The following is a 26780-nucleotide window of genomic DNA, read 5'->3' as shown; positions in this document are numbered from 1 at the left end:
TTTGACCGCCAAGGAAACACCCCATGCTGCACCGTGCCCTGTCCCGCCCTGCCCGCCTGCTGCTGCCACTGGCCCTGCTGCTGGGCACGCCGCTGCTGCAGGCCCGCGAGGTGGCCACACCGGCCGAGCACGTGGATGCCGATGGCCCGTATGTGTTCCGCGTGGGCGAGCAGCTGCGCGCGCAGTGGATCTGTGGTGACCAGGTGCAGATGCGCACCCTGCCCGCCACTGCCAGCGGCACCGATTTCAGCCCGCAGTGCGGCTACACCCACAGCGTGCACGTGGCGCCGCCGGCGGCACCCTCGGTTTCGGTACTGCCGGCCGCACCGCGCATCGTTGCCCTGTCCGATATCCATGGCCAGTACGGCCTGCTGGTGCGCCTGCTGCGTGCCAACAAGGTGATCGATGCGCAGGACCGCTGGGCGCTGGGCACCGACACCCTGGTCATTGCCGGCGATGTGTTCGACCGCGGCCCGCAGGTGACCGAGGCGTTCTGGCTGCTGTACGGCCTGCAGCAACAGGCCGCCGCCGCCGGTGGCGCGGTGCACTTCGTGCTGGGCAACCATGAAACCATGGTGCTGTACGACGACCTGCGCTACGTCAACGCCAAGTACCTGCGCAGCGCAAAACTGCTCGGCCGCAGCTACCCGCAGCTGTACGGCGCCGATTCGGTGATCGGGCAGTGGCTGCGCACGCGGCCGGTGCTGCTGAAGATCGGCGACACCCTGTTCCTGCACGGCGGCATTTCCCCGGACGCGGTGGCACTGGCGCTGGACCCGGCCGCCACCAACCGCGCCTACCAGGCCTCGCTGGGCACGCCGAAGGCAGAGGTAAAGGCCAACCCGGCCACCGCCCCGCTGTACGACGGCAAGACCAGCCCGATCTGGTACCGCGGCTATTTCGACGGGCGCCTGGATGCGCAGGGCGTGCAGGCCGTGTTGGACCGCCTGCAGCTCAAGCGCATCGTGGTCGGCCACACCTCCATGCCGCACGTGAGCACTTTCCACGGTGGCCGGGTGATCGCCATCGACAGCAGCATCAAGAACGGCGAGAACGGCGAACTGCTGTTCATTGAAAACGGCACGCTGAGCCGTGGCCTGCTGGATGGAAGTCGCGTACCGCTGGCCGAAGGCGTTCCCGGCGTGGATGGCTGACCGTTGGTAAAGTCGAGCTTGCTCGACTGCTTTGGTTCTGGCATTTCGTGCAGTCGAGCAAGCTCGACTCTACGGCTGGCACGTCATCGGCAAAGCGACGCGGCCCTTGAGTGGGGATATATGAATCATATATGCTTCATATATTCCCTTCCGAGAACCCGCCATGGGCATCGTCAACATCGATGACACCCTGCACGACCAGCTGCGCCGTGCCTGCTCCGTGTCCAGCCGCTCCATCAACGCCCAGGCCAACTTCTGGATCCGCGTGGGCATGCTGTGCGAACTGAACCCGACCCTGAGCTTCCAGGACATCGTGGCCAGCGAACTGCGCGCCGCCGGCGTGCAGCCGCCGCTGCTGGCACCCGGCCAGGCCTGAGCCATGGGCATCATCAAGCGCCCCGACGAGATCGCGCTGATGGCCGAATCCGGGCGCCTGCTGGCGCAGGTGTTCGCCGCACTCGACGCGTTGCCGCTGCTGGGCCGCAGCACGATGGAGATCAACGATTTCGTCGAACGCATGATCGTCGATGCGCTGCACGCGCGGCCGGCCAGCAAGGGCCAGTACGGTTTCCCGTTCGTGCTCAACACCTCCATCGACAATGTGATCTGCCACGGCGTGCCCAGTACCGATGACGTGCTGCGCAATGGGCAGATCGTCAACCTGGACATCACCCTGGAAAAGAACGGCTACATCGCCGATTCCAGCACCACCTACCTGGTGGGTGAGGTCGACTACGCTGCGCGCAGGCTGGTCAGCACGGCCTACCAGGCCATGTGGAAAGGCATCGCCGAAGTCCGCCCCGGCGCGCGACTGGGTGATATCGGCCATGCCATCGCCCGCCATGCGCGCAGCCACGGCTACAGCGTGGTGAAGGAATATTGCGGCCACGGCATCGGCCAGGAAATGCACGAAGAGCCGCAGATCCTGCACTACGGCCACGCCGGAGCCGGCATGGCGCTGGAAGAAGGCATGGTGTTCACCATCGAACCCATGCTCAACCAGGGCAAGCCGGCCATCCGCCAGCAGCCTGACGAATGGCCGGTGTATACACGCGACGGCAAACTGTCGGCGCAGTTCGAACACACCGTGGCGGTGACCGCCAGCGGCGTGCGCGTGCTGACACTGCGCCCGGGCGAACGCCCGCTGTGCCCGGTGGATGCGCCTTAAAGCGGGCGCTGTTGCATCGGCGCCGCGGTGCTTTCACTGCGCGCGCGAGTGGCCAGCGGCTCACGTACGCGCTGCGCCAGGTAGCCCAGGCTGGCGGCCAGGATGAAGGTGTAGCCCAGCAGCTCGGTGGTTTCTTCGATGGTGTTCTTGAACACGCGGATGTACTGGTCACCCAGCAGGCCCGTCCACAACGAGGTCATGCCGATCAGGCGCGAGTAGAACAGCAGCAGCACCAGGCCAATGGTCATGACCGTGCCGGCGCGCGAGGTGAGGAAGCGCACCAGACCGGCCACGGCACCGCGCCAGTCACGGCTGGCCCAGGCCAGCGAACCGACGATCAGCAGGGTCACCGGGTACTTCCAGAACCCGTGCGCGATCAGGTCCAGCGCCTCGTCCATCTCGCGCAGGAACATGCAGGCGAACAGGGCGGCGGCCAGCACCGCGAAACCCCGGTCCTCGGCGCGGCGCCACGCCAACCGCGCGAACGCCAGCACGCTGGCCGCCAGGAAGCCTTCCTGGGTGAGTTCCACCAGCGACCACTCGCCTACCGCGTCGCCCAGCCAATGGATGTCCAGCCAGGCCAGCAAGGGCGGCAGGGTCACCATGAAGCCGAAAAGGAAGGTGCGTCCCAGGTGGGACAGCAGGAGGCGGAGATCATTCTTCATTACGTACTACCTGCGCCGGAAGCGGCGAAACTGCGGAAAACAAAGGCGACAGGGGGCAGGTCCACGAACGGGCCCGCGCGGCGAGTCGCGGCGATTCGTTATTGTCTCGTTAAAGGCCGCGCCTGACGACCGCACCAATGGAATGGAGAGGTCCGCCTGCGCATGCAGCGCGCGATGTCAGCAGGCAATCCAGTAATCGACCTGGAACAACCGCCCCTGCGCATCGAAGCGCAGGTCATAGCGCTCCTCGAAGAGGCCGCGCGGATCGGCGGTCACATGCACGGTGCCATCGCTGGCGTGCGCGCGCGGCAATGGCACCCGCGCGCCATGCGCGAACTGGCCTACGCCCTCCACCTACAACGGCTTCACGGCATACCGACTAATTTTTGCCGGACACTTTACGGATGACGGACCCACGTGCATCGGCATCGCCCCACCCCGTGGCTGCAACGCGCAGGCGCGCCCCTGCTGATCTGTGCGCTGTGGCTGCCCACAGCCGGCGGCGCGCAGTCCCTGCCTGACAGCGCGGCACCACCGGCACTGGACTGGGAACAGGCGCGGCAACGGCTGGAACAGGTGTCCGACGCGCTGGCCGCCGCCGATGCCGGCGTGCGCAACAAACAGGAACTGCAGGAAGCCACCCGCCTGCTGCGTCTGCCCGAGATCACCGGCGAAGTGCGCCGCCTGCAGTTCCAGAAGACCCTTACCCTGCCCTTGGGCTCGCTGGCACCGGTGGCCGAGGCCTATGGCATCGACTCGCCGTTGACCTTCACCGAACGCGACTGGCGCACCCGCCCGGTGGTGACCGCGGTACTGCCGCTGTACACCGGCGGGGTGATTCCCGCGGCGCAGCGCGCGGCCAGCGCCGCCAGCGAACAGGCCAGCGCCGAGCGCGAAGCGCAGCGCCAGTCGATCACCGTGCAGCTGGCGCAGGCCTACTTCGGCCAGCGCCTGGCCGAACAGGCGGTGGACGTGCGCCGCGATGTGCGCGACGGGCTGGAACGCCATCTGTCCGATGCACAGAAACTGGAACGCGAAGGCTTCGCCACGCGGGCCCAGCGCCTGCAGGCCACCGTGGCCCGCGACAAGGCCGAACGCGAGTACCAGAAGAGCGTGAACGATCTGGCCACGCTGCAGGCCGCCCTGGCCACCCTGCTGCGCAGTGGCGGCCAGGTCCGCCCCACCTCGCCGCTGTTCGTGCAGCGCGCGCCGCTGGAGCCGGTGGCCAGCTTCGAACGCACCGCGCAGGCGCGGCAACCGCAGATTGCACGCCTGCGTGCGCTGGTGGCGCAGGCCGAGCAAGGCGTGCGCGTGCAGCAAGCCAAACTGAAACCGCAGATCTTTGCCTTCGGCCAGTACGACTTCCGCCGCCGCGATGAAATGCTGACCGACCCGGACTGGGCGTTCGGCATCGGGCTGAAGTACACCTTCCTGTCGCCCAACTCGCGGCCGGCGCAGATCGGCGCGGCGCGAGCGCAGCAGGACCAGGCCGAGGCCGGCCTGCGCGAAGCCGAAAACCAGGTCGCGCTGGGCGTGCGCAAGGCCTGGAACGAACTGGAAACCGCCCGCCAGCAGTTCGTGCTGCTGGACAGCAGCATTGCCCAGGCACAGGAAAACCTGCGCCTGCAGGAACTGGCGTTCCGCGAGGGCCAAGCCACATCGCTGGACGTGATCGATGCACGGCTGGGCCTGGGCGGCGCCCGCGTGGAGCGTTCGCAGGCGGCGTACCAGTACGACGTGGCGCTGGCGCAGTTGCTGGAGATCAGTGGCCAGATGGACCGTTTCGAAGACTACCGGCGGCGCGCGGACGAGGTGATCGACCATGAGTGATGTATTGCACGATGACGCAGCAACGCCACCGGGCAAGCGCCGTACCGGCCTGATCCTGGTGGTGGTGTTGCTGCTGGTGGTGGTGCTGGGCCTGTGGCTGGCGTGGCGCAGCCCGGCCGACCAGATCCAGGGCATGGCCGACGCGGACACACTGAACGTGGCCGCCAAGATCACCGCCCGCGTGGCCGAACTGAAGGTACGCGAAGGCGACCGCGTGCAGGCCGGGCAGATCGTGTTCCTGCTGGACAGCCCGGAAGTGGCGGCCAAGGAACAGCAGGCCCACGGTGCGCTGGCCGCCGCCCAGGCGGTGGCCGACAAGGCCGACGAAGGCGCGCGCCGCGAAGACATCCGTGCCGCCGAAGCCAACTGGAAGCGCGCCGAAGCCGGTGCAACCCTGGCCGAGGCCACCGCCGGCCGCGTGCAGAACCTGTTCAACGAAGGCGTGATGACCCGGCAGAAGCGCGACGAAGCCCACGCCCAGGCCACCAGCTCGCGCGAACTGGCCCGTGCCGCGCGCGCGCAGTACGACATGGCCCTGGCCGGCGCACGCGAACAGGACAAGCGTGCCGCACAGGGCCAGGTACAGCAGGCACAGGGCGCGGTGGCCGAAGTCAACGCCGCCCGTGCCGAAGTGGAAGGCCGCGCCCCGGTGGCCGGCGAGATCAACAAGCGCATGGCCGACCCGGGCGAACTGGTGCCGGCCGGCTTCCCGGTGTTCACCCTGGTCGACATCGATCGCATGTGGGTGTCGATGAACCTGCGCGAATCGCAGATGCAGGGCCTGAAGGTCGCCAGCCGCCTGCAAGGCCGGATTCCCGCGCTGGAAAAAGACGCGGCTTTCGAGGTGTACTTCATCAATCCGGCCGGTGACTACGCCACCTGGCGCAGCACGCGCCAGTCGTCGGGCTACGACGTGCGCAGCTTCGAAGTGCGGGTACGCCCGGTGCAGCGTGTCGAAGGCTTCCGGCCCGGCATGAGCGTGCTGTTCGCATGGCCGCAGGACTGAACCCGGACAGTACCGGCATCGGCGCTGCATGTCGGCGCGAACTGCGTGCGCTGCGCAGCAACCGTGCCGACCTGGCCCTGGTCACCTTGCTGCCACTGCTGATGCTGGCGGTGATGGCCTGGATGTTTTCCGCATCGGTCATGCGCGATGTGCCCATTGCCGTGGTCGATCTGGACCACAGCAGCGACAGCCGCCTGCTGCTGCGCATGCTCGATGCCAGCCCCGGCGTACGCGTGGCCACGCAACCGGTCAGCCTGGACGAAGCACAGGCGCAGCTGCGCAGCCTGCAGGTGTTCGCGGTGGTGCTGGTGCCACGCGATGTCACCCGCCAGGCGCTGCGCGGGCGCCAGGGCACGGTGTTCGCCTATTACAACGCCACCTACATGACCACCGGGCAGTCGGCCGCGCGCGATATCGGCGATGCGGTATCGGCCTGGGGCGCGCGCCTGTTGCGCGAACGCATCGGCCTGCAGGTCGGCCCCGGCAAGCTGCGCGCCGCGCCCATCGCCGTGCAGTCGGACATCCTGTACAACCCGGCGCGCAGCTACGAACTGTTCCTGCTGCCGCTGATCTTTCCGGCGGTGTTGTCGCTGGTGCTGGCCTTGGCCGTGGCCGGCAGCCTGGGCCGCGAGATCCGCGATGGCACGTTGCGCGCTTGGCTGGAGCGCACGCCATGGTCGGCGCTGCTGGGCAAGATCGCGCCCTACGTGCTGCTGTTTTCCATGTACGGCGCCGCAGGTGTCGCCTACCTGGCGTGGCTGCGCGGCGATGGCATTGCCGGCAGCGTGCTGTTGCTGCTGCTGGCACAGCCGCTGTTCTACCTGGCCACCGCCAGCTACGCGCTGTTCTTCGTCGGCGTCACCCGTGACATGGGCACCGCACTGTCGGCGGTGGGCCTGAGCATCGGCACCGCACTGGCCTTTTCCAGCGCCACGTTCCCGGTCATCGATGCGCCGCTGTTCACCCGCATCTGGCACCTGCTGCTGCCGCTGAGCGCCTACATCAAACTGCAGACCCAGCAGCAGTTCGTCGGTGCGCCGCTGGCGGTATCGCTGTGGCCACTGGCCACCCTGCTGCTGATGATCGTGGTGGCCGGCGGCATCGGCGGCGCACGGCTGATCGCCTTCGCCCGCAGCGCACCGGCCACGCAAGCGGCCAGGGCCAGCGCATGAACGCGGTGTGGCGCAGCCTGCGGCAGACCCTGATGGCCGTGCTGCTGGACCGCTACGCCATCGTGGTGATGGTCGGCGCGGTCATCCTGTACTCGTTCTTCTACCCGGCCGCGTATCGCCACCAGGTGGCCGGCGATCTGCCCGTGCTGGTGGTGGACGAAGACCACAGCGCCACCAGCCGCGAACTGCTGCGCACGCTGGATGCGCTGCGCGTGGCACGGGTGGTCGGGCAACCGGCCGATATCGAAAGCGCACGCCAGCAACTGGAAGCCGGCCACGCCGAAGGCATCGTGCTGATTCCGGCGAACCTGGAGCGCGACATTCTGCGCGGCCACCCCGCCAAGCTGGTACTGCTCGGCAACGGTGCCTATCTGGGCCGCGCCAGCTGGGTACTGGGCAGCGTGGCCGATGCGCTGGGCGCGTTCGGTCGCGATGCGGCCGTCATCCAGGCCGCCTTCATGGGCGCCCCGCAGGCACCACCGGTCACCCTGGTGCAGCGGCCGCTGTACAACACCCAGGAAGGCTACGGCAGCGCCATCGTGCCGGGCGTGGCCGAACTGATCGTGCACCAGACCCTGCTGATGGGCATCGGCGTGCTGCTGGGCGGCCGCCGCCTGGCGCTGGGCCGGCGCCTGCGCTTCGACCGCCCCACCCTGCTGGGCATGGCGCTGGGCTTTGGCCTCATCGGCCTGTTCGGGTTGTTCTACTACGCCGGTTTCACTGCCTGGGTGCAGGACTACCCGCGCGGCGGCAACCCGCTGGGGCAACTGCTGGGCGGCACGTTGTTCATCGCCGCCACAGTGGCCTTCGGCCTGTTCGTGGGCAGCTTCTTCCGCACCCGCGAACGCGCGTTCCAGTACGTCATCGCCACCTCCATCCCGCTGTTCTTCCTGGCCAATCTGTCATGGCCGGCGGTGATGACCCCAACGCCGCTGGTCTGGCTGTCGCAGCTGCTGCCCACCACCGCCGGCATCAACCTGATGGTGCGCCTGACCCAGATGGACGCCAGCCTGGCCGATGTCCGCCACGAACTGATCACCCTGGGTGGTTTGCTGATGCTCTATGGCACGCTGGCCTACCGGCGCCTGCACGGCGGCGCGCCACGCAGTTACGACTAATCCTTGCTGTCGTCTGGCGTGTACCAGAACGGAATGCGGTACTCACGGCGGCGGTCGGGCCCTGTGCTCTCGCCCTGCGCATGCCAGACCAGGTGCAGGTCATGCCGGCCCGGCGCCAGGCCCTGCAAAGGCAGATAGCCCACCAGCCCGCGCATTTCCAGATCGCGGCGCTCGAACGGCACGAAGTCGGCCAGCGCCACCGGCTTGCCGTCCAGGGTGATGGTCCAGATCAACGCCAGGCAGTCCACTGCCGCACGTGCCGCCGGCGCACCTTCGGCGCTGTTCTCGCCCCCGGGCAAGGCCGTGCAGTAGCGCCGTGCCAGCGGGTTGTCGCGCTGCGGGCGATGCGGAATGAACAGCCGCAGGCGCGAACTGCTGATCGTATCGGCCGGAATCATCGGGTAGGCCAGCAGCTGGTCGTGCGTCGAGCGCAGTGACTCGTAGTGCGCGCTCAGCATGCCGTTGTCCACCGCCTCCTCGGTCAGCACCTGGTAGCGGTTGAACAGCGAGAACTTCACCGAACCGGCCACCTGCACCGCCGCCAGCACCATCGCCACGCCGATGGCCAGCAGGTAGCCCACCATGAACGAGCGCGAGCGCAGGTTGCTCTGGATGGTCAGCTGCATGGTCTGCATCAAGCGCAGCAACGGCACCCGCTGCATGCCGGCCAGGAAGCGCTGCAGCGCGCGTTCCAGCCCCTCGCTCGGGCGGCCACGTGCGTGGCGCCGGGCAATGGCCTTTTCCAGCGCGAACGGCACGAACGCCAGCGCCAGCAGGCTCACCAGGCACGCACCCACCACCGCCATCGCCACCTGGTCCGAACCACCGGCCAGGAAGGCGATCAGCATCGCAATGGCCAAGGTCACCATTGCCAGCACCAGGGTGCCGGCCAAGGTCTGCACGCAGATCAGCGTGGTGGAAAACAGCAGCGTGGCCAGGCGGTCCGCACGCTGGATGCTGCTGTCCAGGCCGCCATCGCGCGCGCGCAGAAACGCACGCGACACCGGCCCCATCTTCTGCAGCGCGGCCCAGTCGATGCCCTCGGGGAAATGCGATTTCAGCCCGACCAGGCCGATCCAGTAGCCGCGCACGGTCAGGTGCGCGATCAGCGCGACCGCCAGCACGTAGCACATGCCCACCACCGTGCTGAAGGCAAACCACAGCAGCTGGAAGTACATGCCTTCGGTATGCAGGCTGCTGCGCGCCCAGGCATCGAACAGGTAACCGGGCACGGCCAGCAGGGCAAACGCCAGCAGGCCGGAAATGAACAGCTCCAGCTCGTCCGCACGCTCGCGCAACCGGCTGAAGCGGCTGTTCGCTTCCGGCACGGCGTGGGTGGGTGTGGGCACGGCTTGCGGCGCAGCAACGGGTGATTCGTTCACAGCGCGTTCATCCTTGGAAGTTGGCGCAGTATAGGGCGCCGCCCGGCCCCGTGGTACGCCCACGCAAACGAAGAACGCCGGCACGAGGCCGGCGTTCGGGTACTGCAGGTGGAAGGGACTACAAAGGGTTTATCGGTACACGCGTTCGCAGCGGCGCTCGACCACACGGTCGCCGGTCTTGCTCTGGTGGTTGCCCTGGATCTGGCGACCGGCAGCACCGCCGGCCACGGCACCGGCCACGGTGGCCAGCTTCTTGCCGTTGCCGCCGCCCACCTGGTTACCCAGCAGGCCACCCACCACCGCACCGGTGGCGGTACCGGTAATGCGGTTGGGGTCGCGCGAATTGCGCTGCACTTCTACGTTCTTGCACACCACGCGGCTGCCATCGTTGAACTTGCGGCCTTCATCGCGCGGGCCATAGGTCTGTGCACCGACCACCGACGACGCTGCCAGAAGGCTGCCCAGCAGCAGTACGCGGATAGAAGTATTCATGGCGGTCTCCTGTGTTGCGGTATGGCGCAAGTGTCTCGTGGGCGGTGGCAACCACAGGTGAAATCCAGATCACTGCGCGCTGAACGGCCATGTGCGGTTCATCTACGCCGCACCGCATTGCTACAGTGATGAAACCGTGGACCGAGACCCGTGCATGCACAACGATGCGCCGCTGGAACTGGTGCTGGAAGGCAGCGCCGTGCATGACATCGCCAGCTTCTACGCCGAGATCAACCGCGTCTTCATGGCGGGCGAAGACTGGCAGCTGGGGCCAAGCCTGGATGCGCTGGACGACCTGCTGTACGGCGGCTACGGGGTGCTGGCCGGGCACGCCACGGCAACACTGGTCTGGAAGGACATCGCCCACACGCGCCACGCGCTGGGTGAAGCCACCACCCGGGCGTGGCTGCAGGACAAGCTGGACAACGCCGCCGCGTTCAACACGGCGACCGTCGAGCGACAACTACGGGCGCTGCAGCGCGGCGAAGGCGAAACCTACTTCGAGATCGTGATGGAGATCTTTGCCGGGCACCCGAACATCAGCCTGCGGATGCAATGAGGGCGCCTGGCGGGGCGCGCCGAGCCGCCCCTAGCCGTTACCATGGGCAGCCCTGTACCCGTCTCCGCCCTGCGCCTTCCCGCGGCGGATACCCCTGATCCACGAGCCCCATGTCCAAAGACAAGTCCGCCGAACACACCCCGCTGATGAAGCAGTTCTTCGCAGCCAAGTCCGACTACCCGGACCTGCTGCTGTTCTTCCGCATGGGCGACTTCTACGAACTGTTCTACGACGACGCCCGCAAGGCGGCGCGGCTGCTGGACATCACCCTGACCCAGCGCGGCAGCTCCGGCGGCGCGCCCATTCCGATGGCCGGTGTGCCGGTGCACGCCTACGAAGGCTACCTGGCGCGGCTGGTGGCGCTGGGCGAATCGGTGGCCATCTGCGAACAGATTGGCGACCCGGCGCTGGCCAAGGGCCTGGTGGAACGCAAGGTGGTGCGCATCGTCACCCCCGGCACCGTCACCGACGAAGCGCTGCTGGACGAGCGCCGCGACACCCTGCTGATGGCGCTGTCGCGCAGCAAGCAGGGCTATGGCCTGGCCTGGGCCGATCTGGCCGGCGGCCGCTTCCTGGTCAACGAAGTGGAAACCGACGACGCGCTGGAAGCCGAACTGGCCCGCCTGGAGCCGGCCGAACTGCTGGTGCCCGACGAAGAAAACTGGCCCGAGTTCCTGCGCCAGCGCACCGGTGTGCGCCGCCGCGCGCCGTGGCTGTTCGATGCCGACAGTGGCCGCCGCCAGCTGCTGGCCTTCTTCAAGCTGCACGACCTCAGCGGCTTCGGTATCGACGACAAGCCGCGTGCCACCGCTGCCGCCGGCGCCCTGCTCGGGTACGTGGAAGAAACCCAGAAGCAGCGCCTGCCGCACCTGACCTCCATTGCGATGGAAACCGCCGGCGAGGCGATCGCGATGAACGCCGCCACCCGCCGCCATCTGGAACTGGACACGCGGGTGGACGGCGATACCCGCAACACCCTGCTGGGCGTGCTCGACAGCACGGTCACGCCGATGGGCGGCCGCCTGCTGCGGCGCTGGCTGCACCGCCCGCTGCGCCTGCGCGATGTGCTGGTACAGCGCCACCATGCGGTGGAAACGCTGATCGACCGCGGCAGCGATGCGGACATCCGCGAACAGTTCCGCCGCCTGGGCGATCTGGAACGCATCCTGACCCGCGTGGCGCTGCGTTCGGCGCGCCCGCGTGATTTTTCCACCCTGCGCGATGGCCTGGGCCTGCTGCCGGCCGTGCGCGAGGTGCTGGCACCGCTGGATTCGCCGCGCCTGCAGACCCTGCACGCCGCGCTGGGCGAGCACGACGAATGCGCGCACCTGCTGGCCAGCGCCATTGCCGAAATGCCGCCGCTGAAGCTGAGCGATGGCGGCGTGCTGGCCGATGGCTTCGATGCCGAGCTGGACGAGCTGCGCCGCCTGTCCACCCACGCCGACCAGTTCCTGGTTGACCTGGAACTGCGCGAGCGCGAGAGCAGCGGCATTCCCACCCTGAAGGTGGGCTACAACCGCGTGCACGGCTACTACATCGAAATCAGCAAGGGCCAGTCCGATCGCGCGCCGGTGCACTACACCCGCCGGCAGACGCTCACCAGTGCCGAGCGCTACATCACCGAAGAACTGAAGGCGTTCGAGGACAAGGTGCTGTCCGCGCGCGATCGTTCGCTGTCGCGCGAAAAGTACCTCTACGAACAACTGCTGGACACCCTGGGCAGCCAGCTGGAACCGCTGAAGCAGTGCGCCGCCGCACTGAGCGAGCTGGACGTACTGGCCGCCTTCGCCGAACGCGCACAGGCGCTGGACTGGGCGCGCCCGGAACTGCAGGCCGAGCCCTGCCTGAAGATCGAACGCGGCCGCCACCCGGTGGTGGAAGCGGTGCGCGAACAGCCCTTCGAACCCAACGATCTGGACCTGCACCCGGACCGTCGCATGCTGGTCATCACCGGCCCGAACATGGGTGGTAAATCCACCTACATGCGGCAGAACGCGCTGATCGTGCTGCTGGCCCATATCGGCAGCTTCGTGCCGGCCAGCCGTGCCCTGATCGGCCCGATCGACCGCATCCTCACCCGCATCGGCGCCGGCGACGACCTGGCCCGCGGGCAGTCCACCTTCATGGTGGAAATGGCCGAAACCAGTTACATCCTGCACCACGCCACCGCGCATTCGCTGGTGCTGATGGACGAGATCGGCCGTGGCACGTCCACCTACGACGGCCTGGCCCTGGCCGATGCGGTCGCGCGCCACCTTGCCTACCAGAACCGCTGCTACACGCTGTTTGCCACCCACTACTTCGAACTGACCGCGCTGGCCGACGAGCAGCACGAAGGCGGTGCCAGTGGCATTGCCAACGTGCACCTGGATGCGGTCGAGCATGGCGAGGCACTGGTGTTCATGCATGCAGTGAAGGACGGCCCGGCCAACCGCAGCTTCGGCCTGCAGGTGGCCGCGCTGGCCGGCCTGCCGCGCGCCACCGTGGCGCAGGCACGGCGCCGCCTGGCCGAGCTGGAACAGCGCGGTGGCGAAAGCCATGCGGCCGCCGTGGCCCCGCAGGCGCTGGATGCACCGCAGCAGTTCGGCCTGTTCGCCGCGCCCTCGAACAAGGCGCAGGAAGCGCTGGCGGCGATCGATCCGGACGAGCTGACCCCGAAGCAGGCGCTGGAAGCGCTGTACCGGTTGAAGGCGTTGTTGTAACGGCCCCCGCCGGGCATGGCCCGGCGCTACCAGGTCATGTGCCGCCGGGCATGGCCCGGCGCTACCGGTCGGCATGGCGCCCGTCCCGGCGCCATGAACCCTTCGCATTTCCGTCGTGTACCCGGCGTTATGCTCGAGCGGTCCTTCCTTCACTGAACGGAGACCGCCATGAATACCCAATCCCTCGCCGCATCCCTGTTCCAGCAACTGCAGCAGGGCCAAGGCCTGCAGCAGGTATCGCAGCAGCTTGGCCTGGACAGCGCGCAGACCCGCCAGGCCGTGGGCAGCGCCCTGCCCCTGCTGCTGGGCGCCATGGGCCAGAACGCCAGTGAACCGCAGGGCGCGCAGTCCCTGCTCAATGCCCTGCAGCGCGACCACAGCGGCGGCGGCGGCTTTGACCTGGGCGGCATCCTCGGCGCGGTGATGGGCGGCGGTGGCAGCGGTGCCACCGACGGCGCCGGCATCCTCGGCCACGTGTTCGGCGGCCAGCAGCCGCAGGCGGCCGCGGCCCTTGGCCAGAAGACCGGGCTGGACAGCGGCACCTCCGGCAAGCTGCTGGCGATCCTCGCCCCCATCGTCATGTCGTTTTTGGCGCAGCGGTTTGCCCAGCAGGGCAATGCCTCTGAACTCAGCAGTGCGCTGGGGCAGGAAGCGCAGAGCGGCGGCGGTCTGGGCAGCCTGCTGGGCGGCGTCCTGGACCAGGACGGCGATGGCCAGTTCGGCGCCAGCGACCTGATGAAACTGGGCGCCGGCCTGTTGAAGCGCTGATCGGCCACGATCGTCCTATGCAGACGGCACCATAGGTCACCACTATCGCATTGGTTGAATCAATCGAATTTACCGATCGTCAGGCCCTGCCTATCGTGGGCTTGAACCCGATTCCCATTTCGCCAGCCCACAGGTAGATACCCATGAAAAGCGAAGCCAAGTGCCCCTTCAACCATGCCGTGGTCGGTGACGCCACGACCAACCGCGACTGGTGGCCGAACCAGCTGCGCGTGGACCTGCTGAACCAGCACTCCGCGCGCTCCAACCCGCTCGATGCCGGCTTCGATTACGCCAAGGCGTTCCAGGGCCTGGACTACGCCGCCCTGAAGGCCGACCTGAAGGCACTGATGACCGATTCGCAGGACTGGTGGCCGGCCGACTTCGGCCACTACGGTGGCCTGTTCATCCGCATGGCCTGGCACAGCGCCGGCACCTACCGCATCGGCGATGGCCGCGGCGGCGGCGGTCGCGGCCAGCAGCGCTTCGCTCCGCTCAACAGCTGGCCGGACAACGTCAGCCTGGACAAGGCACGGCGCCTCCTGTGGCCGATCAAGCAGAAGTACGGCCAGGCCATTTCCTGGGCCGACCTGCTCATCCTCACCGGCAACGTCGCGCTGGAATCGATGGGCTTCAAGACGCTGGGCTTCGCCGGCGGCCGCCCCGATACCTGGGAACCGGACCAGGACGTGTACTGGGGCCGCGAGACCACCTGGCTGGGTGGCGACGTGCGATACAAGCACGGCTCCGAAGGCGTGCAGGAAGACCACGGCGTACTGGTGTCCGACGATGATGCCGACGGCGATGTGCATTCGCGCAAGCTGGAAAACCCGCTGGCCGCAGTGCAGATGGGCCTGATCTACGTGAACCCGGAAGGCCCGGACGGCAACCCCGACCCGGTGCTGGCCGCGCACGACATCCGCGATACCTTCGGCCGCATGGCCATGGACGATGAAGAAACCGTCGCCCTGATCGCCGGTGGCCACAGCTTCGGCAAGACCCACGGCGCCGGCCCGGCCGACAACGTGGGCAAGGAACCGGAAGCGGCCGATCTGGAAAACCAGGGCCTGGGCTGGGCCAGCAGTTTCCGCAGCGGCAAGGGCGGCGACACCATCACCAGCGGCCTGGAAGTCACCTGGACCCGCACCCCGGCGCAGTGGAGCCACGACTTCTTCGAAATCCTGTTCGGCAACGAATGGGAACTGACCAAGAGCCCGGCCGGTGCCCACCAGTGGGTGGCCAAGAACGCCGACGCGGTAATTCCCGACGCGCACGATCCGTCGAAGAAGCACCGCCCCACCATGCTCACCACCGATCTTTCGCTGCGCATGGACCCGGCCTACGAAAAGGTCTCGCGCCGTTTCCTGGAAAATCCGCAGGCCTTCGCCGATGCCTTCGCCCGCGCCTGGTTCAAGCTGACCCACCGTGACATGGGCCCGCGCGCGCGTTACCTCGGCCCGGAAATTCCGGCCGAACAGTTCATCTGGCAGGACCCGCTGCCGGAAGCGCAGCACCCGCTGATCGACGCCAAGGACATCGCCGCGCTGAAGCAGCAGATCGCCGCCAGCGGCCTGAGCGTGGCCGAGCTGGTGTCCACTGCGTGGGCGTCGGCCTCCACCTTCCGCGGCTCGGACAAGCGCGGTGGTGCCAACGGTGCACGCGTGCGTCTGGCCCCGCAGAAGGACTGGGCGGTGAACCAGCCGCAGCAGCTGGCCAAGGTGCTGGCCGCGCTGGAAAAGGTGCAGGCCGCGTTCAATGCCGGCAGCAGCAAGCAGGTGTCGCTGGCCGACCTGATCGTGCTGGCCGGTGGCGTGGGCGTCGAACAGGCGGCCAAGGCCGGTGGCCATGAGGTCAGCGTGCCGTTCACCCCGGGCCGCACCGATGCCAGCCAGGAACAGACCGATGTGGAATCGTTCGCGGTGCTGGAACCGGCCGCCGATGGCTTCCGCAATTACCTGAAGGGCGCCTACGCGGTGCCGGGCGAAGCGCTGCTGATCGACAAGGCACAGCTGCTGACCCTGACCGCGCCGGAGATGACCGCGCTGGTCGGCGGCCTGCGCGTGCTCGGTGCCAACGCCGATGGCGGCAAGCACGGCGTGTTCACCGCACGCCCGGGCACGCTCAGCAACGACTTCTTCGTGAACCTGCTGGACATGGGCACGCAGTGGAAGGCCACTGGCCGCGAAAGCTACGAAGGCCGTGGCCGCAACGACGGCGCCGCCCGCTGGACCGGCACCCGCGCCGACCTGGTGTTCGGTTCCAACGCCGTGCTGCGCGCGCTGGCCGAGGTGTACGCCAGTGCCGATGGCGAGAAGAAGTTCGTGCAGGATTTCATCGCCGCCTGGACCCGGGTGATGGAACTGGACCGCTACGACCTGCACGGCTGACCCGTTTGGTAGGTGCCCACCTTGGTGGGCACACAACAAATCGCCCACCAAGGTGGGCGACTACCGTGAACGCACCACGATCACGCCGTTACAACGCGTCCAGATCACCCAGCGCGCGGATCAACCGCCGCGCGCGCTTGTCCGGCTTGTGCTCCGGCGGCTGGAAACCATCTCGGGCGGCGATGCGCAACGCACGCTGCTCGGCCCGCCGCGCCTTCGACGCTTCGCTTTCCACATACAGCTGCTGCGCCACCGGCGCCGGGCCGCGCTGGTCGCTGATGCCCAGCACCTGGATCTCGAAATGTTCCTCGCCACGGTCCACCTGCACCTGCTCGCCCACGCGCACCGCGCGTGAGGATTTCGGGCGCTGGCCGGCCACGCTTACCTTGCCGGTTTCAATGGCCTGCTTGGCCAGGCTGCGGGTCTTGAAGAAACGGGCCGCCCACAGCCAGATATCCAGGCGGACACTGGGCGGCAGCGGGGAAAGCGCATGCATCGGCGGAAACTACTCCGGGGGTCGATTCAAGGGACGCGGGTTGTCCGGGTCGACCCGGCAGCCGGTGCCGCCGATCAACGGCTTCACACCAGAGGCCAGGTCCTGGCGTTGGCTGCCCACCAGGCATTCGGGTCGGTCGGTCGGCCGTATCTGGGTATCGCTCAGGCGGTCGTCCATGGAACATGCGGGCAGCACGGCCACGATCAAGGCCAGCGCAATCCCGCACACCCCCTGCTGTTGCTGCTGCATTGCCACACCCCGCAAACCGGCTTGGTGCTAGTGTGCGCCTCCCGGCATTCGATCTCCAGCCCATGGCCAAAGCGCCGCTTGACCTGACTTCCGGCCCGATCGGGCGCAACCTGCTGCTGTTCGCGCTGCCCATCCTGGCCGGCAACATCGCCCAGTCACTGAATGGTTCGGTGAACGCGGTGTGGGTCGGGCGCTTTTTGGGCGAGGCCGCGCTGACGGCCACCGCCAACGCCAACAACATCATGTTCTTCCTGATCGGCTCGGTGTTCGGCTTCGGCATGGCCGCCACCATCCTGATCGGCCAGGCCATCGGCGCGCGCGACATCGGCCAGGCGCGGCGTGTGGTCGGCACCAGTGCCACGTTCTTCATCGGCCTGTCGGTGGTCATCGCCATCGCCGGCTGGTTCCTGGCCCACCCGCTGCTGGAAGCGATGGGCACGCCGGCCGCGTCGCTGCCGCTGGCCGAGGCCTACCTGCGCGTGATCTTCCTGGCCATGCCCACGCTGTACGCGTTCGCCTTCCTCAGCGCCGCGCTGCGGGGTGCCGGCGATTCGCGCACGCCGTTCCGCTTCCTGCTGGTGTCGGTGGTGCTGGATATCGCGCTGAACCCGGTGCTGATCTTCGGCCTGGGCCCGTTCCCGGAACTGGGCATTGCCGGCTCGGCCTGGGCCACGCTGGTGTCGCAGACGCTGTCGCTGGCCGGCCTGCTGCTGTACATGCGGCACAAGCGGCACACGCTGTGGCTGGGACGCGCCGACATGCACCTGTTCAAGCTCGATTTCACCATCCTGCGCGCGCTGGTGGTCAAGGGCGTGCCGATGGGCCTGCAGATGGTGCTGATCTCGCTGTCGGTCATCATGCTGATGACCATGGTGAACCAGTACGGCACCGACACCGCGGCCGCCTACGGCGCATCGCTGCAGCTGTGGAACTACGTGCAGATGCCGGCCATGGCCATCGGTGCGGCGTGTTCGTCGATGGCCGCGCAGAACGTCGGCGCGCAGCGCTGGGACCGCGTGCGCGGCACCGCGCGGCAGGGCGTGCTGTTCAACTTCCTGCTGACCGGTGCGCTGATCCTGCCGCTGGTGGCGCTGGACCAGTATTCGCTGGCGCTGTTCCTGCCGCAGGGCAGCGAATCGCTGCAGATCGCCCGCCATTTGAACCACGTGGTGATCGGCTCGTTCCTGTTCTTCGGTGTCAGCTTCGTGATCTCCGGCGTGGTGCGCTCCACCGGTGCGGTCATTCCGCCGCTGCTGATCCTGGCCGCCTCGCTGTGGGGCGTGCGCGTGCCGTTCGCCGAATTCCTGCAACCGTACTGGGGTGCCGATGCGATCTGGTGGAGTTTCCCGGCCGGTTCGCTGGTGTCCATGCTGCTGTCGCTGGCGTATTACCGCTGGGGTGGCTGGCGCAAGGCGCGGATGATCACCGCGCCGGCGCCGGCCGAAGTTCTGGCCACGCCGTCGGAAGTACCAGCCTGCCCGCCCTCGCCGGTAGCCGACCCGGATGCCGTGACCCGGTAACCCCGCCGGTAGCGCCGGGCCATGCCCGGCGAATGTCTGACCACCGCTGCGCTCGCCGGGCATGGCCCGGCGCTACCGTTCTACTTCGCGGCGTTGTGCTTGGCGGCAGCGCGGATCAAGGCCTTGAACGCCGTGGCGTCAGGCATCGCGCCCTCGTGGATGTCGATCGCGCGCCGTGTATTGCCTTCCAGGCTGGCATTGAACAGACCCTTCGGGTCTGGCAGCGCGGCGCCATGGGCGAAGGTCAGTTTCACTGCCTGCTTGTAGGTTTCGCCCGTGCACAGGATGCCGTTGTGTTCCCACACCGGCGTGCCGCGCCATTTCCAGGTCTCTTCCACGTCGGGCAGCGCCTGGTGGATCAGTGCGCGAACGCGGGCCAGCGTCTGGCCGCGCCAGTCGCCCAGTTCGGCAATGCGCGCATCGATCAGTTCAGAGGCAGGGCGTGTTGCTTCGGCGGCTTCCGCAGCTTTCCTGGGCATGTCTGCACTCGCACGGTACGGTGGGAAAGGGAAACTACATGCGCGCGCCGGGCAGCGCACGTGCCTGCTGCAGCCAGTCCAGCAGTTGTGCGCGGTCCAGCACGCTGTCTTCATACAGGTGCAGATAGCGCGTGGTGGCCTGCTTCGAAGGCTCGGGTGGCTGCGGCTGCAGCAGCGCGCCGTGGAAGAACGCGACCTTGATGTAACGCGTGCAGCAGTGAAAGCTGAGGAACCAGCCCTGCCCTTCGCCCACGCCATACATCGGTGAATTCCAGCGCACGGCCTTGTGCACGCCGGGCACGGCCTGGGTGATGAGGGCATCGAGCTGCTCGCCAAATGCACGCTTCCAGCCGGGCATGGCGGCGATGTAGGCCTGCACCGGTGCATCACCATCGCCCTTGGCGATCTGCGGGTTGCCGCCGGACAACAGCTTCGGCGCAGCGGCGGCGGATGGCTTGGAAGGCATTGCGCAGCGCTCCGTGGTCGCAGGTCAGCGGCTGGGCAGGTCACGCCATAACGGCAGGCCACGGCGCAGGCGCATCACGCGCATCACGACCGCCATCAGCAGGCCGAACAATACGCCGGCGAGGAGCGCGCTGAACACCGCCACGGCCAACGGCAGACTGGTATTACGCCAGACCAGCAGCCACATCAGCACGCCCCAGCCCAGTGCGAACCAGGTACCCATCAGCAGTGCATTGGACGCCACGCTGGCGATGATCGGCGGGGGCGCGTTGACGCCCATGCGCCACAGCAGGCGATGCAGTGGCGGCGCCGAGTGCCGGCGCTGCACGCCCGCGGCGTCAAGATGGCGCAGGGCGGCCTGCACCTTGGGCGGGTAACGCTGTTCAACGGTCGTCATGCCGCGAACATAGCGCCGGCCGGCGCACAAACGCAAACGGCCACCCGAAGGTGGCCGTCGCGGCAACAACCGAAGTTGTTTATCAGGCCTTTTCGGCCAGACGGGCAGCCTTGGCGGCAGCAGCGGCAGCCAGGTCTTCCTTGATGCGGGCAGCCTTGCCTTCCAGGCCACGCAGGTAGTACAGCTTGCCGGCGCGGACCTTACCACGACGCTTCACTTCGACCGAGTCGATGATGGCGCTGTGGGTCTGGAAGACGCGCTCGACGCCGTAGCCGTGCGAGATCTTGCGCACGGTGAACGAGGAGTTCAGGCCGGCGTTCTTGGTGGCGATCACAACGCCTTCATAGGCCTGCACGCGCTCGCGGCTGCCTTCCTTCACCTTCACGTTGACGACAACGGTGTCGCCCTGGCTGAACTTCGGCAGTTCGCGGGTGATCTGGGCGGATTCGAATTCCGCGACGATGGACTTGTTCAGCTTGCTCATGGGTTACACCGATTCTTGTTCGGGTGGGCGTGTCGTTCTGACAACGTAGGCTCATGCAGTCACGGAACTGTGCTGCACGTTTGTTGTGGGTACTGCGCGCGCCGGCCGGGGCTGGCGGGAATTGGCCATGATAGCCGATAAAGCCAGCCCTGCGCTAGGGGCTGGCCTTGTGTTTCTGGGCCTGGCGGCCCTGTTCCAACAGTTTGCGGTCGGCCTTGCCCAGCGCCTGTTCATCCAGCAGGTCCGGGCGCCGTTCGGCGGTACGCAGCAGCGACTGCTGGCGGCGCCAGGCGGCGATGGCCGCGTGGTTTCCCGAACGCAGCACGTCCGGCACGTCGCCCAGCGGGTGCTGGGCCGGCTGGCTGTAATGCGGGCAGTCGAGCAGCCCCAGGTCGCCTTCGAAGCTGTCCTGGGCGGCCGATTCGGCGTCATTCAGGGCGCCGTCCTGCAGGCGGGCCACAGCATCGATGATGACTGCCGCACCCAGTTCGCCGCCGGACAGCACGTAGTCGCCCAGGGAAATCTCTTCATCGACGTTGGCTTCCAGGAAGCGTTCGTCGATGCCTTCATAGCGGCCACAGAGCAGGACCACGCGCGGCAGCGCCGCCAGTTCCCGCACCTTGGCCTGGGTGAGCGGCGCGCCCTGCGGGCTGAGGTAGATCACCCGCGGCGGGGTCGGGTCGGCGTCGCGGATCGCCTGCAGGCAGGCCTGCAGCGGCTCGATCAGCATCACCATGCCAGGGCCACCACCGAACGGACGGTCGTCCACCCGGCGATAGTTGCCTTCGGCGTAATCACGGGGGTTCCAGCCGTGCAGGCTGAACAGCCCCTTCTCCTGCGCCCGGCCGACCACGCCCAGCCCAGCGGACTGGGCCAGGAAGTCGGGGAACAGGGTGATGACGTCGAAGCGCATGCTCACACTCAGAACTCGGGGTCCCAATCGACCACGACCAGATTGGCCTCGAAGTCGACCGATTTGACGAAGTCCGGCAGCACGAACGGGATCATCCGCTCGCGGTCGCCACGGACCACGACCACATCGTTGGCGCCGGTGCTGAACAGGTGCGAGACCTGGCCCAGGGCAACGCCCTCGACGGTCTTCACATCCAGGCCTTCCAGATCCACCCAGTAATACTCATCGGGTTTCGGCGGCGGCAGCGCGCTGCGGGCCACGTAGATCTCGGTGCCGTGCATGGCCTCGACCGTGTCGCGATCTTCGATGCCGGGGAACCGGGCCACCAGATGCTTGCCGCTGTCGCGGCCACGAGCGCCTTCAAGCGTCGATTCCTGCCCGTTGGGGCTGCGCAGGATCCACGGCTGGTAACGGAAAATAGCGGAACGCGGCTCGGTCCAGGACTCGAGCTTTATTTCGCCGCGCACACCAAAAGCGCCGACAATCCTGCCCAGCAGGATGCGGCGCTCGTTATCTTTCATCTGCGTTCAATCAGATGGGCCGCGCCAGAGCGCGGCCCGTCAGGATCAGGCCGCAGCGGCCTGGGTCTTGGCCGCTTCCTTGATCAGGTTGCGGACCTTTTCGGTCGGCTGGGCGCCGTTCTTGACCCAATGGTCAACGCGGGCCAGGTCCAGCTCGATGCGCTTCTCGCCGCCCTGGGCGACCGGGTTGTAGAAACCAACGCGCTCGATGTTGCGGCCGTCGCGCGCGCTGCGCACGTCGGTCACGATGATGTGGTAGAACGGACGCTTCTTGGCGCCGCCGCGGGTCAGTCGAATCTTGACCATGGTGTTTTTCCTATTGCCCAGTCGCCGGAATGGCGAGGTAAGCGGGCGATTATAGCGGCAGATGGCGGCCGGGCCAACCCCATGGGTGGTCCGCCTTCACGGTAGCGCCGGGCCATGCCCGGCGGGACGGCACCCGACCGCTGCGCTCGCGGGGGGATTCTGGGGTCAGATCCCTTTTGCCGCGCAAAAGGGCTCTGACCCCAGCACGTCCCACGCCACACCGGCCAGCACCGCCCTGCCCTGTTCAGCCAGCGCCTGCGACCCCGGCAGGACCTGCCCATCGATGGCCTCCAGCGCCCACACCCCGCTGGCATTGCAGGCAAAGGCCGCCTTCACACCGGCCAGATCGGCCAGCCGCAAGGGCTGGATGGCCTGCGCCCCCGGCCAGTACCGCTGCAGCAGCGCCTCGGCGGTCCCGCGCAGCGCCGGCGCCTGCGGCCAGAGCAGCCGTTGGCCATCGTGCACGGCCAGGTTCCAGGTACTGCCCTCGCTGACCTGCCCATCGGCCGCCACCAACAGCGCATCGTCAAACCCCGCCGCGAGCGCCGCACGGCGCTGGGCAAACAGGCCGAACGTGCCCACATGTTTGATCTGCGGCCAATCGCGCTGCCAGACCACGCTGCGCACGCGCTTCGGTGCGGTCAGCGCCACCGGCGCCGACACCGCCACCAGCACGTCCACCGGCACGGCGGCCAGCGGATTGCGGAAATCGAAGCGGCGGGAGAACACCGTCACCCGCATGGAGGCATCGCCCTGCCCCGCCTGCTGCAGCGCCTGCGCCATCCAGGCCTGCAGCTGGCGCAGGTCCAGTTCACTGCCGAACAGCTCGCGCGTGGCCTGCGACAGCCGCGCCAGATGCAGCTCCAGCCCCTGCACGGCATGGCCACGCACCTGCAACGAGGTGAAGTGGCCGTAGTTCACCAGCGCCGGCAGCAGATCGTCGGCCTGCGCGGGCTGGCCATTGCAGGTCACCGTCACCACAGCAGGGCCTGCGCGTCGCGCCACATGTCGGCCAGCACCCCGGCGGCCGGCCGCGCCGGTGCCATCCACGCCGACTGCCCGGCCCAGGCCTGCATCGCCGCCAGATCATTGCGCTGCGCCGCCTGCTTGCGCATCGGCGCGGTCAGCCCGCGCTGCACCGGGTACGGGCGCGGTGGTGGCGCAGCATCGGCCGCCGCCGCACGCACATACGGGGTGGCCAGACCGCGGCCCAGACGCCCACTGAAGGCGCGGGTCGGCCAGGTGTCTTCGGGTTCGGTCACCGCCAGTGCGTCGGCCCAGGCCGGGGCGATCGCCGCTTCGGGCGTGCGCAGGAACGCAGTACCGATCTGCACCGCGCTGGCGCCCAGCGTGAGCGCCGCGGCGATGCCACGCCCATCGGCGATGCCGCCAGCGGCGATCACCGGAATCTGCAGATGGTCGGCCAGGCGCGGCAGCAGGGCGAACAGCCCCACCAGTTGCCGTTCGGCCAGTGCCGGATCGAAGGCGCCGCGATGGCCACCGGCCTCCACGCCCTGCGCCACCACCGCATCGGCACCGGCGTCCTGCGCAGCGCGTGCCTCGGCCAGCGTGGTCGCGCAGGCAATCCACGCAATGCCGGCATCCTTCAGTTGCTGCACATGGCGCGGCGACAGCACGCCCATGATGGTCGAGGCCACCGCAGGGCGCGCGGCCAGCAGCGCGGCGAACTGTTCCTCGAAATCGGCCGGAGTGGCATCGGCGGCGCTGGCCGGCACCTCGGGGCCCCATTGGGCCAGGAAGGCGCGGCTGGCGGCTTCGGCGGCCACGTCGCGGGCCGGCGCCGGGTCCGGCAGCCACAGATTCACCTGCGCGGGGCCGCTAGAGGCAGCGCGGAAGTCGTCCATCCACACGCCGATATCGGCCGCCGAAGACAGCACCGCGCCCATCGCGCCCATGCTGCCGGCATTGGCCAGCGCAGCCGACAGCGGCACCGGGCAGGCGCCGGCCATCGGCGCCAGCAGGATCGGAAGTGAAACCTGGAAGCGCCGGCAGAACGCCTCGACGCGGGAAGTGACAGCAGACATCAGCAGGGCGGCCCATCGTTGCAGACAGGCCCCCATGGTGCGCGCAGCAAGGGGGTAGAGTCGAGCTTGCTCGACTGAACCGCACGCTACGTAGAGTCGAGCTTGCTCGACTGCTGCTGGCCCCTCAGTCGAGCAAGCTCGACTCTACCAACGCACGGTGCCAGCCATGCATCGACCCATGCGTGGCCTCAGCAGCACATCAACGGAACGGCATGCCGCGGCCGCCCATGGCGCCCATCATGCCCTTCATGCTGCGCATCATGCCCTTCATGCCGCCGCCGGCCATCTTGCTCATCATCTTTTCCATCTGCATGTACTGCTTCATGAGCTTGTTGACGTCGGCCGGGGTCACACCCGAACCCTTGGCGATGCGCGCGCGGCGCGAGCCGTTCAGCAGGTTCGGGTTGCGCCGTTCCTTCTTGGTCATCGAATTGATGATGGCGATCATGCGCGGCACTTCCTTGCCCTGGCTGACCTGCTGCTTCAGGTGGTCGGGAATGTTGCCCAGGCCCGGCAGCTTGTCCATCAGGCCGCCGATGCCGCCCATGTTCTGCATCTGCTCCAGCTGGTCGCGCATGTCGTTCAGGTCGAACTTCTTGCCCTTGGCGACCTTCTCGGCCAGCTTGGCGGCCTTGTCCTTGTCCACCTGCTGCTCGACCTGCTCCACCAGCGACAGCACGTCGCCCATGTCCAGGATGCGGCTGGCGATACGGTCGGGATGGAACACATCCAGACCTTCGGGCTTTTCGCTGACACCGACGAACTTGATCGGCTTGCCGGTGATGTAGCGCACGCTCAGCGCCGCGCCGCCGCGGGCGTCACCGTCGGTCTTGGTCAGCACCACGCCGGTCAGCGGCAGCGCATCACCGAAGGCCTTGGCAGTGTTGGCCGCGTCCTGGCCGGTCATGGCATCGACCACGAACAGGGTTTCAGCCGGGTTCACCGCCGCGTGCAGGGCCTTGATCTCGGCCATCATCGCTTCGTCGATGGCCAGGCGGCCGGCGGTATCGACCAGCAGCACATCCACGAACGACTTGCGCGCATCGTCGATGGCCGCGCGCACGATGGCTTCCGGCTTCTGGTCGGCGCTGGACGGGAAGAACAGCACGCCCACCTGCTCGGCCAGGGTCTTCAGCTGCTCGATCGCGGCCGGACGGTAGACGTCGGCCGACACCACCATCACCTTCTTCTTGCGCTTTTCCTTCAGGTGCTTGGCCAGCTTGCCCACGGTGGTGGTCTTGCCGGCGCCCTGCAGGCCCGCCATCAGGATGATGGCCGGGGCGGGAACATTGAGGTTCAGGTCGCTGGCTTCGGCGCCCATCACCGCGGTCAGCTCGTCGCGCACCACCTTGATCAGGGCCTGGCCCGGGGTCAGCGACTTCAGCACTTCCTGGCCGACCGCGCGCACCTTGATGCGCTCGATCAGGGCCTGCACCACCGGCAGCGCCACGTCGGCTTCCAGCAGCGCGATGCGCACCTCGCGGGTCGCCTCGCGGATGTTCTCCTCGGTCAGGCGGCCACGGCCACGCAGGCGCTCGATGGTGCCGGAAAGGCGCTGGGTCAGGGACTCGAACATGCGGCGCAACCTGTCTAAAAGCGGGGGACAATAAGGCAGACAGTATAGCGGGTCCGCCCCGGTTCCCGAGCTGCGACGCTGCGGCCGTCGCCAGCTTCCCGGGGGTATGCGAAACTGCCACGATGACAATCGTTCTCATCGCGACCCTGCTGTACCTGGCCGCCAGCGTCCTGCTGGTGCGCGCGCTCGGCCGCGACGAGGCAATGGGCTCGCCCACCTGGCTGTGGCCGGCGCTGCCGGCCATGCTGCTGCACGGCGGCTACCACGTGCTGGTGGCGCTGCGCACCAGCGGCGGGCCGGACATGCATTTCTTCGCGGCGCTGTCGCTGGTCGGCCTGGGCATGGCCTGGCTGACGTCGCTGGTGGGCGCGCGCGGGCGCATGTCGGCGCTGGGCGTGGTGGTGTTCCCGCTGGCCGCGCTGCTGCTGGCGGTGTACCACGGCTACGGCCACGCCCCCAGCAAGGTGCTGGGTTGGCGCCTGGCCAGCCACGCCTGGTTGGCCCTGCTGGCCTACGCCACGCTGAGCATCGCCGCGCTGCTGGCCATCATGCTGTGGCTGCAGGAACGCGCCCTGCGCCGCCGCGAGTTCCGCCCGTGGCTGCGCGCCCTGCCGCCGCTGGCCGATCTGGAATCGCTGCTGTTCCGGGTCATCACCGTGGGGTTCGCGCTGCTGACCCTGACCCTGGTGACCGGCGTGCTGTTCGTGGACGACCTGCTGGCACAGAAGCTGGTGCACAAGACCGTGCTCAGCGTGCTGTCGTGGATCGTGTTCGGCGTGCTGCTGGTCGGCCGCCGCCGCTACGGCTGGCGCGGGGTGAAGGCCGTGCACTGGACGCTGAGCGCGATGCTGTTGCTGCTGCTGGCGTTTTTCGGCAGCCAGTTCGCCATTGAACTGGTGTTCGGGCATACCCGATAAAGGCGTGCCGAC

General features: G+C 67.9%; 29 protein-coding genes. 13 read left to right on the top strand and 16 right to left on the bottom strand.

Translation table 11 applies throughout. The features are described 5' to 3' along the window. Positions 1 to 23 precede the first annotated feature (23 nt). The 3 genes from C1931_RS06175 (at position 24) to map (ending at position 2322) form a co-directional block, all read left to right on the top strand. Positions 24 to 1154, top strand: a complete 1131-nt coding sequence (locus C1931_RS06175) for a metallophosphoesterase (protein ID WP_108755727.1) — start codon at positions 24 to 26, stop codon at positions 1152 to 1154. 163 nt (positions 1155 to 1317) lie between these two features. After that, positions 1318 to 1530: a ParD-like family protein gene (locus C1931_RS06170; RefSeq protein WP_108748994.1), complete on the top strand. Its 213-nt coding sequence runs from the start codon at positions 1318 to 1320 to the stop codon at positions 1528 to 1530. 9 nt (positions 1531 to 1539) lie between these two features. Then, the gene (gene map / locus C1931_RS06165) at positions 1540 to 2322 is read left to right on the top strand and encodes a type I methionyl aminopeptidase (RefSeq protein ID WP_199913924.1); all 783 of its coding nucleotides are present in this window, start codon (positions 1540 to 1542) and stop codon (positions 2320 to 2322) included. Here the strand turns inward: map and C1931_RS06160 are convergent. Next, the gene (locus tag C1931_RS06160; RefSeq protein WP_108755725.1) at positions 2319 to 2987 is read right to left on the bottom strand and encodes a hypothetical protein; all 669 of its coding nucleotides are present in this window, start codon (positions 2985 to 2987) and stop codon (positions 2319 to 2321) included. The two genes, map and C1931_RS06160, sit on opposite strands and share 4 nt — an antisense overlap. A 177-nt stretch (positions 2988 to 3164) precedes the next feature. Then, complete coding sequence (locus C1931_RS20235) at positions 3165 to 3341, bottom strand: hypothetical protein (protein ID WP_159093560.1); 177 nt, start codon at positions 3339 to 3341, stop codon at positions 3165 to 3167. Between the two features lie 126 nt (positions 3342 to 3467). Here C1931_RS20235 and C1931_RS06155 point away from each other — a divergent pair, with 126 nt between their 5' ends. The 4 genes from C1931_RS06155 to C1931_RS06140 are packed head-to-tail and all read left to right on the top strand — an operon-like array spanning position 3468 to position 8113. Beyond that, positions 3468 to 4817: a TolC family protein gene (locus tag C1931_RS06155; RefSeq protein WP_234412905.1), complete on the top strand. Its 1350-nt coding sequence runs from the start codon at positions 3468 to 3470 to the stop codon at positions 4815 to 4817. Then, positions 4810 to 5823 (top strand): efflux RND transporter periplasmic adaptor subunit, encoded by a 1014-nt coding sequence (locus C1931_RS06150; RefSeq protein ID WP_108755724.1) that lies wholly within the window; start codon positions 4810 to 4812, stop codon positions 5821 to 5823. The genes C1931_RS06155 and C1931_RS06150 overlap by 8 nt, the downstream gene beginning before the upstream one ends. Next, positions 5808 to 6995, top strand: a complete 1188-nt coding sequence (locus tag C1931_RS06145; protein ID WP_108755723.1) for an ABC transporter permease — start codon at positions 5808 to 5810, stop codon at positions 6993 to 6995. Before C1931_RS06150 ends, C1931_RS06145 begins: the two co-directional genes overlap by 16 nt. Further along, on the top strand, positions 6992 to 8113 hold the full coding sequence (locus C1931_RS06140; RefSeq protein ID WP_108755722.1) for an ABC transporter permease: 1122 nt from the start codon (positions 6992 to 6994) through the stop codon (positions 8111 to 8113). The genes C1931_RS06145 and C1931_RS06140 overlap by 4 nt, the downstream gene beginning before the upstream one ends. On the opposite strand, the gene C1931_RS06135 is transcribed toward C1931_RS06140, so the two are convergent. Both C1931_RS06135 and C1931_RS06130 read right to left on the bottom strand, forming a co-directional pair. Continuing rightward, the gene (locus C1931_RS06135; protein WP_108755721.1) at positions 8110 to 9495 is read right to left on the bottom strand and encodes a hypothetical protein; all 1386 of its coding nucleotides are present in this window, start codon (positions 9493 to 9495) and stop codon (positions 8110 to 8112) included. The genes C1931_RS06140 and C1931_RS06135 overlap by 4 nt on opposite strands. A gap of 129 nt (positions 9496 to 9624) precedes the next feature. Then, positions 9625 to 9987, bottom strand: a complete 363-nt coding sequence (locus tag C1931_RS06130; protein ID WP_108755720.1) for a glycine zipper 2TM domain-containing protein — start codon at positions 9985 to 9987, stop codon at positions 9625 to 9627. A gap of 154 nt (positions 9988 to 10141) precedes the next feature. On the opposite strand from C1931_RS06130, the gene C1931_RS06125 reads away from it, so the two are divergent. The 4 genes from C1931_RS06125 (at position 10142) to katG (ending at position 16400) form a co-directional block, all read left to right on the top strand. Continuing rightward, positions 10142 to 10546 (top strand): barstar family protein, encoded by a 405-nt coding sequence (locus C1931_RS06125; RefSeq protein ID WP_108757670.1) that lies wholly within the window; start codon positions 10142 to 10144, stop codon positions 10544 to 10546. A gap of 110 nt (positions 10547 to 10656) precedes the next feature. Further along, positions 10657 to 13248, top strand: a complete 2592-nt coding sequence (gene mutS, locus C1931_RS06120) for a DNA mismatch repair protein MutS (RefSeq protein WP_108755719.1) — start codon at positions 10657 to 10659, stop codon at positions 13246 to 13248. Between the two features lie 168 nt (positions 13249 to 13416). Continuing rightward, entirely contained in the window at positions 13417 to 14016 is a 600-nt protein-coding gene (locus tag C1931_RS06115; RefSeq protein WP_108755718.1) for a DUF937 domain-containing protein, read from the top strand. A gap of 143 nt (positions 14017 to 14159) precedes the next feature. After that, the gene (katG, locus tag C1931_RS06110) at positions 14160 to 16400 is read left to right on the top strand and encodes a catalase/peroxidase HPI (protein WP_108755717.1); all 2241 of its coding nucleotides are present in this window, start codon (positions 14160 to 14162) and stop codon (positions 16398 to 16400) included. Positions 16401 to 16488: 88 nt separating this feature from the next. Here the strand turns inward: katG and C1931_RS06105 are convergent, their stop codons facing one another. Both C1931_RS06105 and C1931_RS06100 read right to left on the bottom strand, forming a co-directional pair. Beyond that, positions 16489 to 16896 carry an RNA-binding S4 domain-containing protein gene (locus C1931_RS06105; protein WP_108752517.1) on the bottom strand — a complete coding sequence of 136 codons (408 nt, stop codon included), beginning with the start codon at positions 16894 to 16896 and terminating at the stop codon, positions 16489 to 16491. Between the two features lie 9 nt (positions 16897 to 16905). Next, the gene (locus C1931_RS06100) at positions 16906 to 17145 is read right to left on the bottom strand and encodes a hypothetical protein (protein ID WP_108755716.1); all 240 of its coding nucleotides are present in this window, start codon (positions 17143 to 17145) and stop codon (positions 16906 to 16908) included. Between the two features lie 62 nt (positions 17146 to 17207). On the opposite strand from C1931_RS06100, the gene C1931_RS06095 reads away from it, so the two are divergent. Next, positions 17208 to 18665, top strand: a complete 1458-nt coding sequence (locus C1931_RS06095) for an MATE family efflux transporter (RefSeq protein ID WP_108755715.1) — start codon at positions 17208 to 17210, stop codon at positions 18663 to 18665. Between the two features lie 80 nt (positions 18666 to 18745). Here the strand turns inward: C1931_RS06095 and C1931_RS06090 are convergent, their stop codons facing one another. The 10 genes from C1931_RS06090 to ffh form a co-directional block, all read right to left on the bottom strand. Beyond that, positions 18746 to 19144 (bottom strand): DUF1801 domain-containing protein, encoded by a 399-nt coding sequence (locus C1931_RS06090; protein ID WP_108755714.1) that lies wholly within the window; start codon positions 19142 to 19144, stop codon positions 18746 to 18748. Positions 19145 to 19178: 34 nt separating this feature from the next. Then, positions 19179 to 19610, bottom strand: a complete 432-nt coding sequence (locus tag C1931_RS06085) for a DUF1801 domain-containing protein (RefSeq protein ID WP_108755713.1) — start codon at positions 19608 to 19610, stop codon at positions 19179 to 19181. Between the two features lie 24 nt (positions 19611 to 19634). Then, positions 19635 to 20006, bottom strand: coding sequence for a DUF6404 family protein (locus C1931_RS06080; protein WP_108755712.1), 372 nt, complete (start codon positions 20004 to 20006; stop codon positions 19635 to 19637). Positions 20007 to 20088: 82 nt separating this feature from the next. Next, positions 20089 to 20490, bottom strand: a complete 402-nt coding sequence (gene rplS, locus C1931_RS06075; RefSeq protein WP_005408597.1) for a 50S ribosomal protein L19 — start codon at positions 20488 to 20490, stop codon at positions 20089 to 20091. Positions 20491 to 20644: 154 nt separating this feature from the next. Then, positions 20645 to 21403, bottom strand: a complete 759-nt coding sequence (gene trmD / locus C1931_RS06070; protein ID WP_108757669.1) for a tRNA (guanosine(37)-N1)-methyltransferase TrmD — start codon at positions 21401 to 21403, stop codon at positions 20645 to 20647. Positions 21404 to 21411: 8 nt separating this feature from the next. Beyond that, a complete protein-coding gene (gene rimM, locus C1931_RS06065; RefSeq protein WP_108748976.1) occupies positions 21412 to 21924 on the bottom strand; it encodes a ribosome maturation factor RimM in 513 nt (170 codons plus the stop codon). A 45-nt stretch (positions 21925 to 21969) separates the two neighbouring features. Next, a complete protein-coding gene (gene rpsP / locus C1931_RS06060) occupies positions 21970 to 22230 on the bottom strand; it encodes a 30S ribosomal protein S16 (RefSeq protein ID WP_108748975.1) in 261 nt (86 codons plus the stop codon). Positions 22231 to 22395: 165 nt separating this feature from the next. Beyond that, positions 22396 to 23208 carry an aminotransferase class IV family protein gene (locus tag C1931_RS06055; RefSeq protein WP_108757668.1) on the bottom strand — a complete coding sequence of 271 codons (813 nt, stop codon included), beginning with the start codon at positions 23206 to 23208 and terminating at the stop codon, positions 22396 to 22398. Next, on the bottom strand, positions 23205 to 24275 hold the full coding sequence (locus C1931_RS06050) for a nitronate monooxygenase (protein ID WP_108755711.1): 1071 nt from the start codon (positions 24273 to 24275) through the stop codon (positions 23205 to 23207). The genes C1931_RS06055 and C1931_RS06050 overlap by 4 nt, the downstream gene beginning before the upstream one ends. 199 nt (positions 24276 to 24474) lie before the next feature. Then, positions 24475 to 25851 carry a signal recognition particle protein gene (ffh, locus tag C1931_RS06045; RefSeq protein ID WP_108752509.1) on the bottom strand — a complete coding sequence of 459 codons (1377 nt, stop codon included), beginning with the start codon at positions 25849 to 25851 and terminating at the stop codon, positions 24475 to 24477. A gap of 122 nt (positions 25852 to 25973) precedes the next feature. Here ffh and ccsA point away from each other — a divergent pair, with 122 nt between their 5' ends. Beyond that, a complete protein-coding gene (gene ccsA / locus C1931_RS06040) occupies positions 25974 to 26768 on the top strand; it encodes a cytochrome c biogenesis protein CcsA (protein ID WP_108755710.1) in 795 nt (264 codons plus the stop codon). Positions 26769 to 26780 lie beyond the last annotated feature (12 nt).

This window comes from Stenotrophomonas sp. YAU14A_MKIMI4_1, assembly GCF_003086855.1.
In the GTDB taxonomy this organism is placed as follows: domain Bacteria; phylum Pseudomonadota; class Gammaproteobacteria; order Xanthomonadales; family Xanthomonadaceae; genus Stenotrophomonas.
The sequence above is the reverse complement of the archived record's forward strand: the minus strand, read 5'-3'. Positions and strand labels throughout refer to the sequence as shown.

Coding starts and splice junctions, on each gene's coding strand:
- C1931_RS06175 (WP_108755727.1), top strand. CDS start 24: ATGCTGCACCGTGCCCTGTCCCGCCCTGCCCGCCTGCTGCTGCCACTG.
- C1931_RS06170 (WP_108748994.1), top strand. CDS start 1,318: ATGGGCATCGTCAACATCGATGACACCCTGCACGACCAGCTGCGCCGT.
- C1931_RS06160 (WP_108755725.1), bottom strand. CDS start 2,987: ATGAAGAATGATCTCCGCCTCCTGCTGTCCCACCTGGGACGCACCTTC.
- C1931_RS06150 (WP_108755724.1), top strand. CDS start 4,810: ATGAGTGATGTATTGCACGATGACGCAGCAACGCCACCGGGCAAGCGC.
- C1931_RS06145 (WP_108755723.1), top strand. CDS start 5,808: ATGGCCGCAGGACTGAACCCGGACAGTACCGGCATCGGCGCTGCATGT.
- C1931_RS06140 (WP_108755722.1), top strand. CDS start 6,992: ATGAACGCGGTGTGGCGCAGCCTGCGGCAGACCCTGATGGCCGTGCTG.
- C1931_RS06130 (WP_108755720.1), bottom strand. CDS start 9,987: ATGAATACTTCTATCCGCGTACTGCTGCTGGGCAGCCTTCTGGCAGCG.
- C1931_RS06125 (WP_108757670.1), top strand. CDS start 10,142: ATGCACAACGATGCGCCGCTGGAACTGGTGCTGGAAGGCAGCGCCGTG.
- mutS (WP_108755719.1), top strand. CDS start 10,657: ATGTCCAAAGACAAGTCCGCCGAACACACCCCGCTGATGAAGCAGTTC.
- C1931_RS06115 (WP_108755718.1), top strand. CDS start 13,417: ATGAATACCCAATCCCTCGCCGCATCCCTGTTCCAGCAACTGCAGCAG.
- katG (WP_108755717.1), top strand. CDS start 14,160: ATGAAAAGCGAAGCCAAGTGCCCCTTCAACCATGCCGTGGTCGGTGAC.
- C1931_RS06105 (WP_108752517.1), bottom strand. CDS start 16,896: ATGCATGCGCTTTCCCCGCTGCCGCCCAGTGTCCGCCTGGATATCTGG.
- C1931_RS06100 (WP_108755716.1), bottom strand. CDS start 17,145: ATGCAGCAGCAACAGCAGGGGGTGTGCGGGATTGCGCTGGCCTTGATC.
- C1931_RS06095 (WP_108755715.1), top strand. CDS start 17,208: ATGGCCAAAGCGCCGCTTGACCTGACTTCCGGCCCGATCGGGCGCAAC.
- C1931_RS06090 (WP_108755714.1), bottom strand. CDS start 19,144: ATGCCCAGGAAAGCTGCGGAAGCCGCCGAAGCAACACGCCCTGCCTCT.
- C1931_RS06085 (WP_108755713.1), bottom strand. CDS start 19,610: ATGCCTTCCAAGCCATCCGCCGCCGCTGCGCCGAAGCTGTTGTCCGGC.
- C1931_RS06080 (WP_108755712.1), bottom strand. CDS start 20,006: ATGACGACCGTTGAACAGCGTTACCCGCCCAAGGTGCAGGCCGCCCTG.
- rplS (WP_005408597.1), bottom strand. CDS start 20,490: ATGAGCAAGCTGAACAAGTCCATCGTCGCGGAATTCGAATCCGCCCAG.
- trmD (WP_108757669.1), bottom strand. CDS start 21,403: ATGCGCTTCGACGTCATCACCCTGTTCCCCGACTTCCTGGCCCAGTCC.
- rimM (WP_108748976.1), bottom strand. CDS start 21,924: ATGAAAGATAACGAGCGCCGCATCCTGCTGGGCAGGATTGTCGGCGCT.
- rpsP (WP_108748975.1), bottom strand. CDS start 22,230: ATGGTCAAGATTCGACTGACCCGCGGCGGCGCCAAGAAGCGTCCGTTC.
- C1931_RS06050 (WP_108755711.1), bottom strand. CDS start 24,275: ATGTCTGCTGTCACTTCCCGCGTCGAGGCGTTCTGCCGGCGCTTCCAG.
- ffh (WP_108752509.1), bottom strand. CDS start 25,851: ATGTTCGAGTCCCTGACCCAGCGCCTTTCCGGCACCATCGAGCGCCTG.
- ccsA (WP_108755710.1), top strand. CDS start 25,974: ATGACAATCGTTCTCATCGCGACCCTGCTGTACCTGGCCGCCAGCGTC.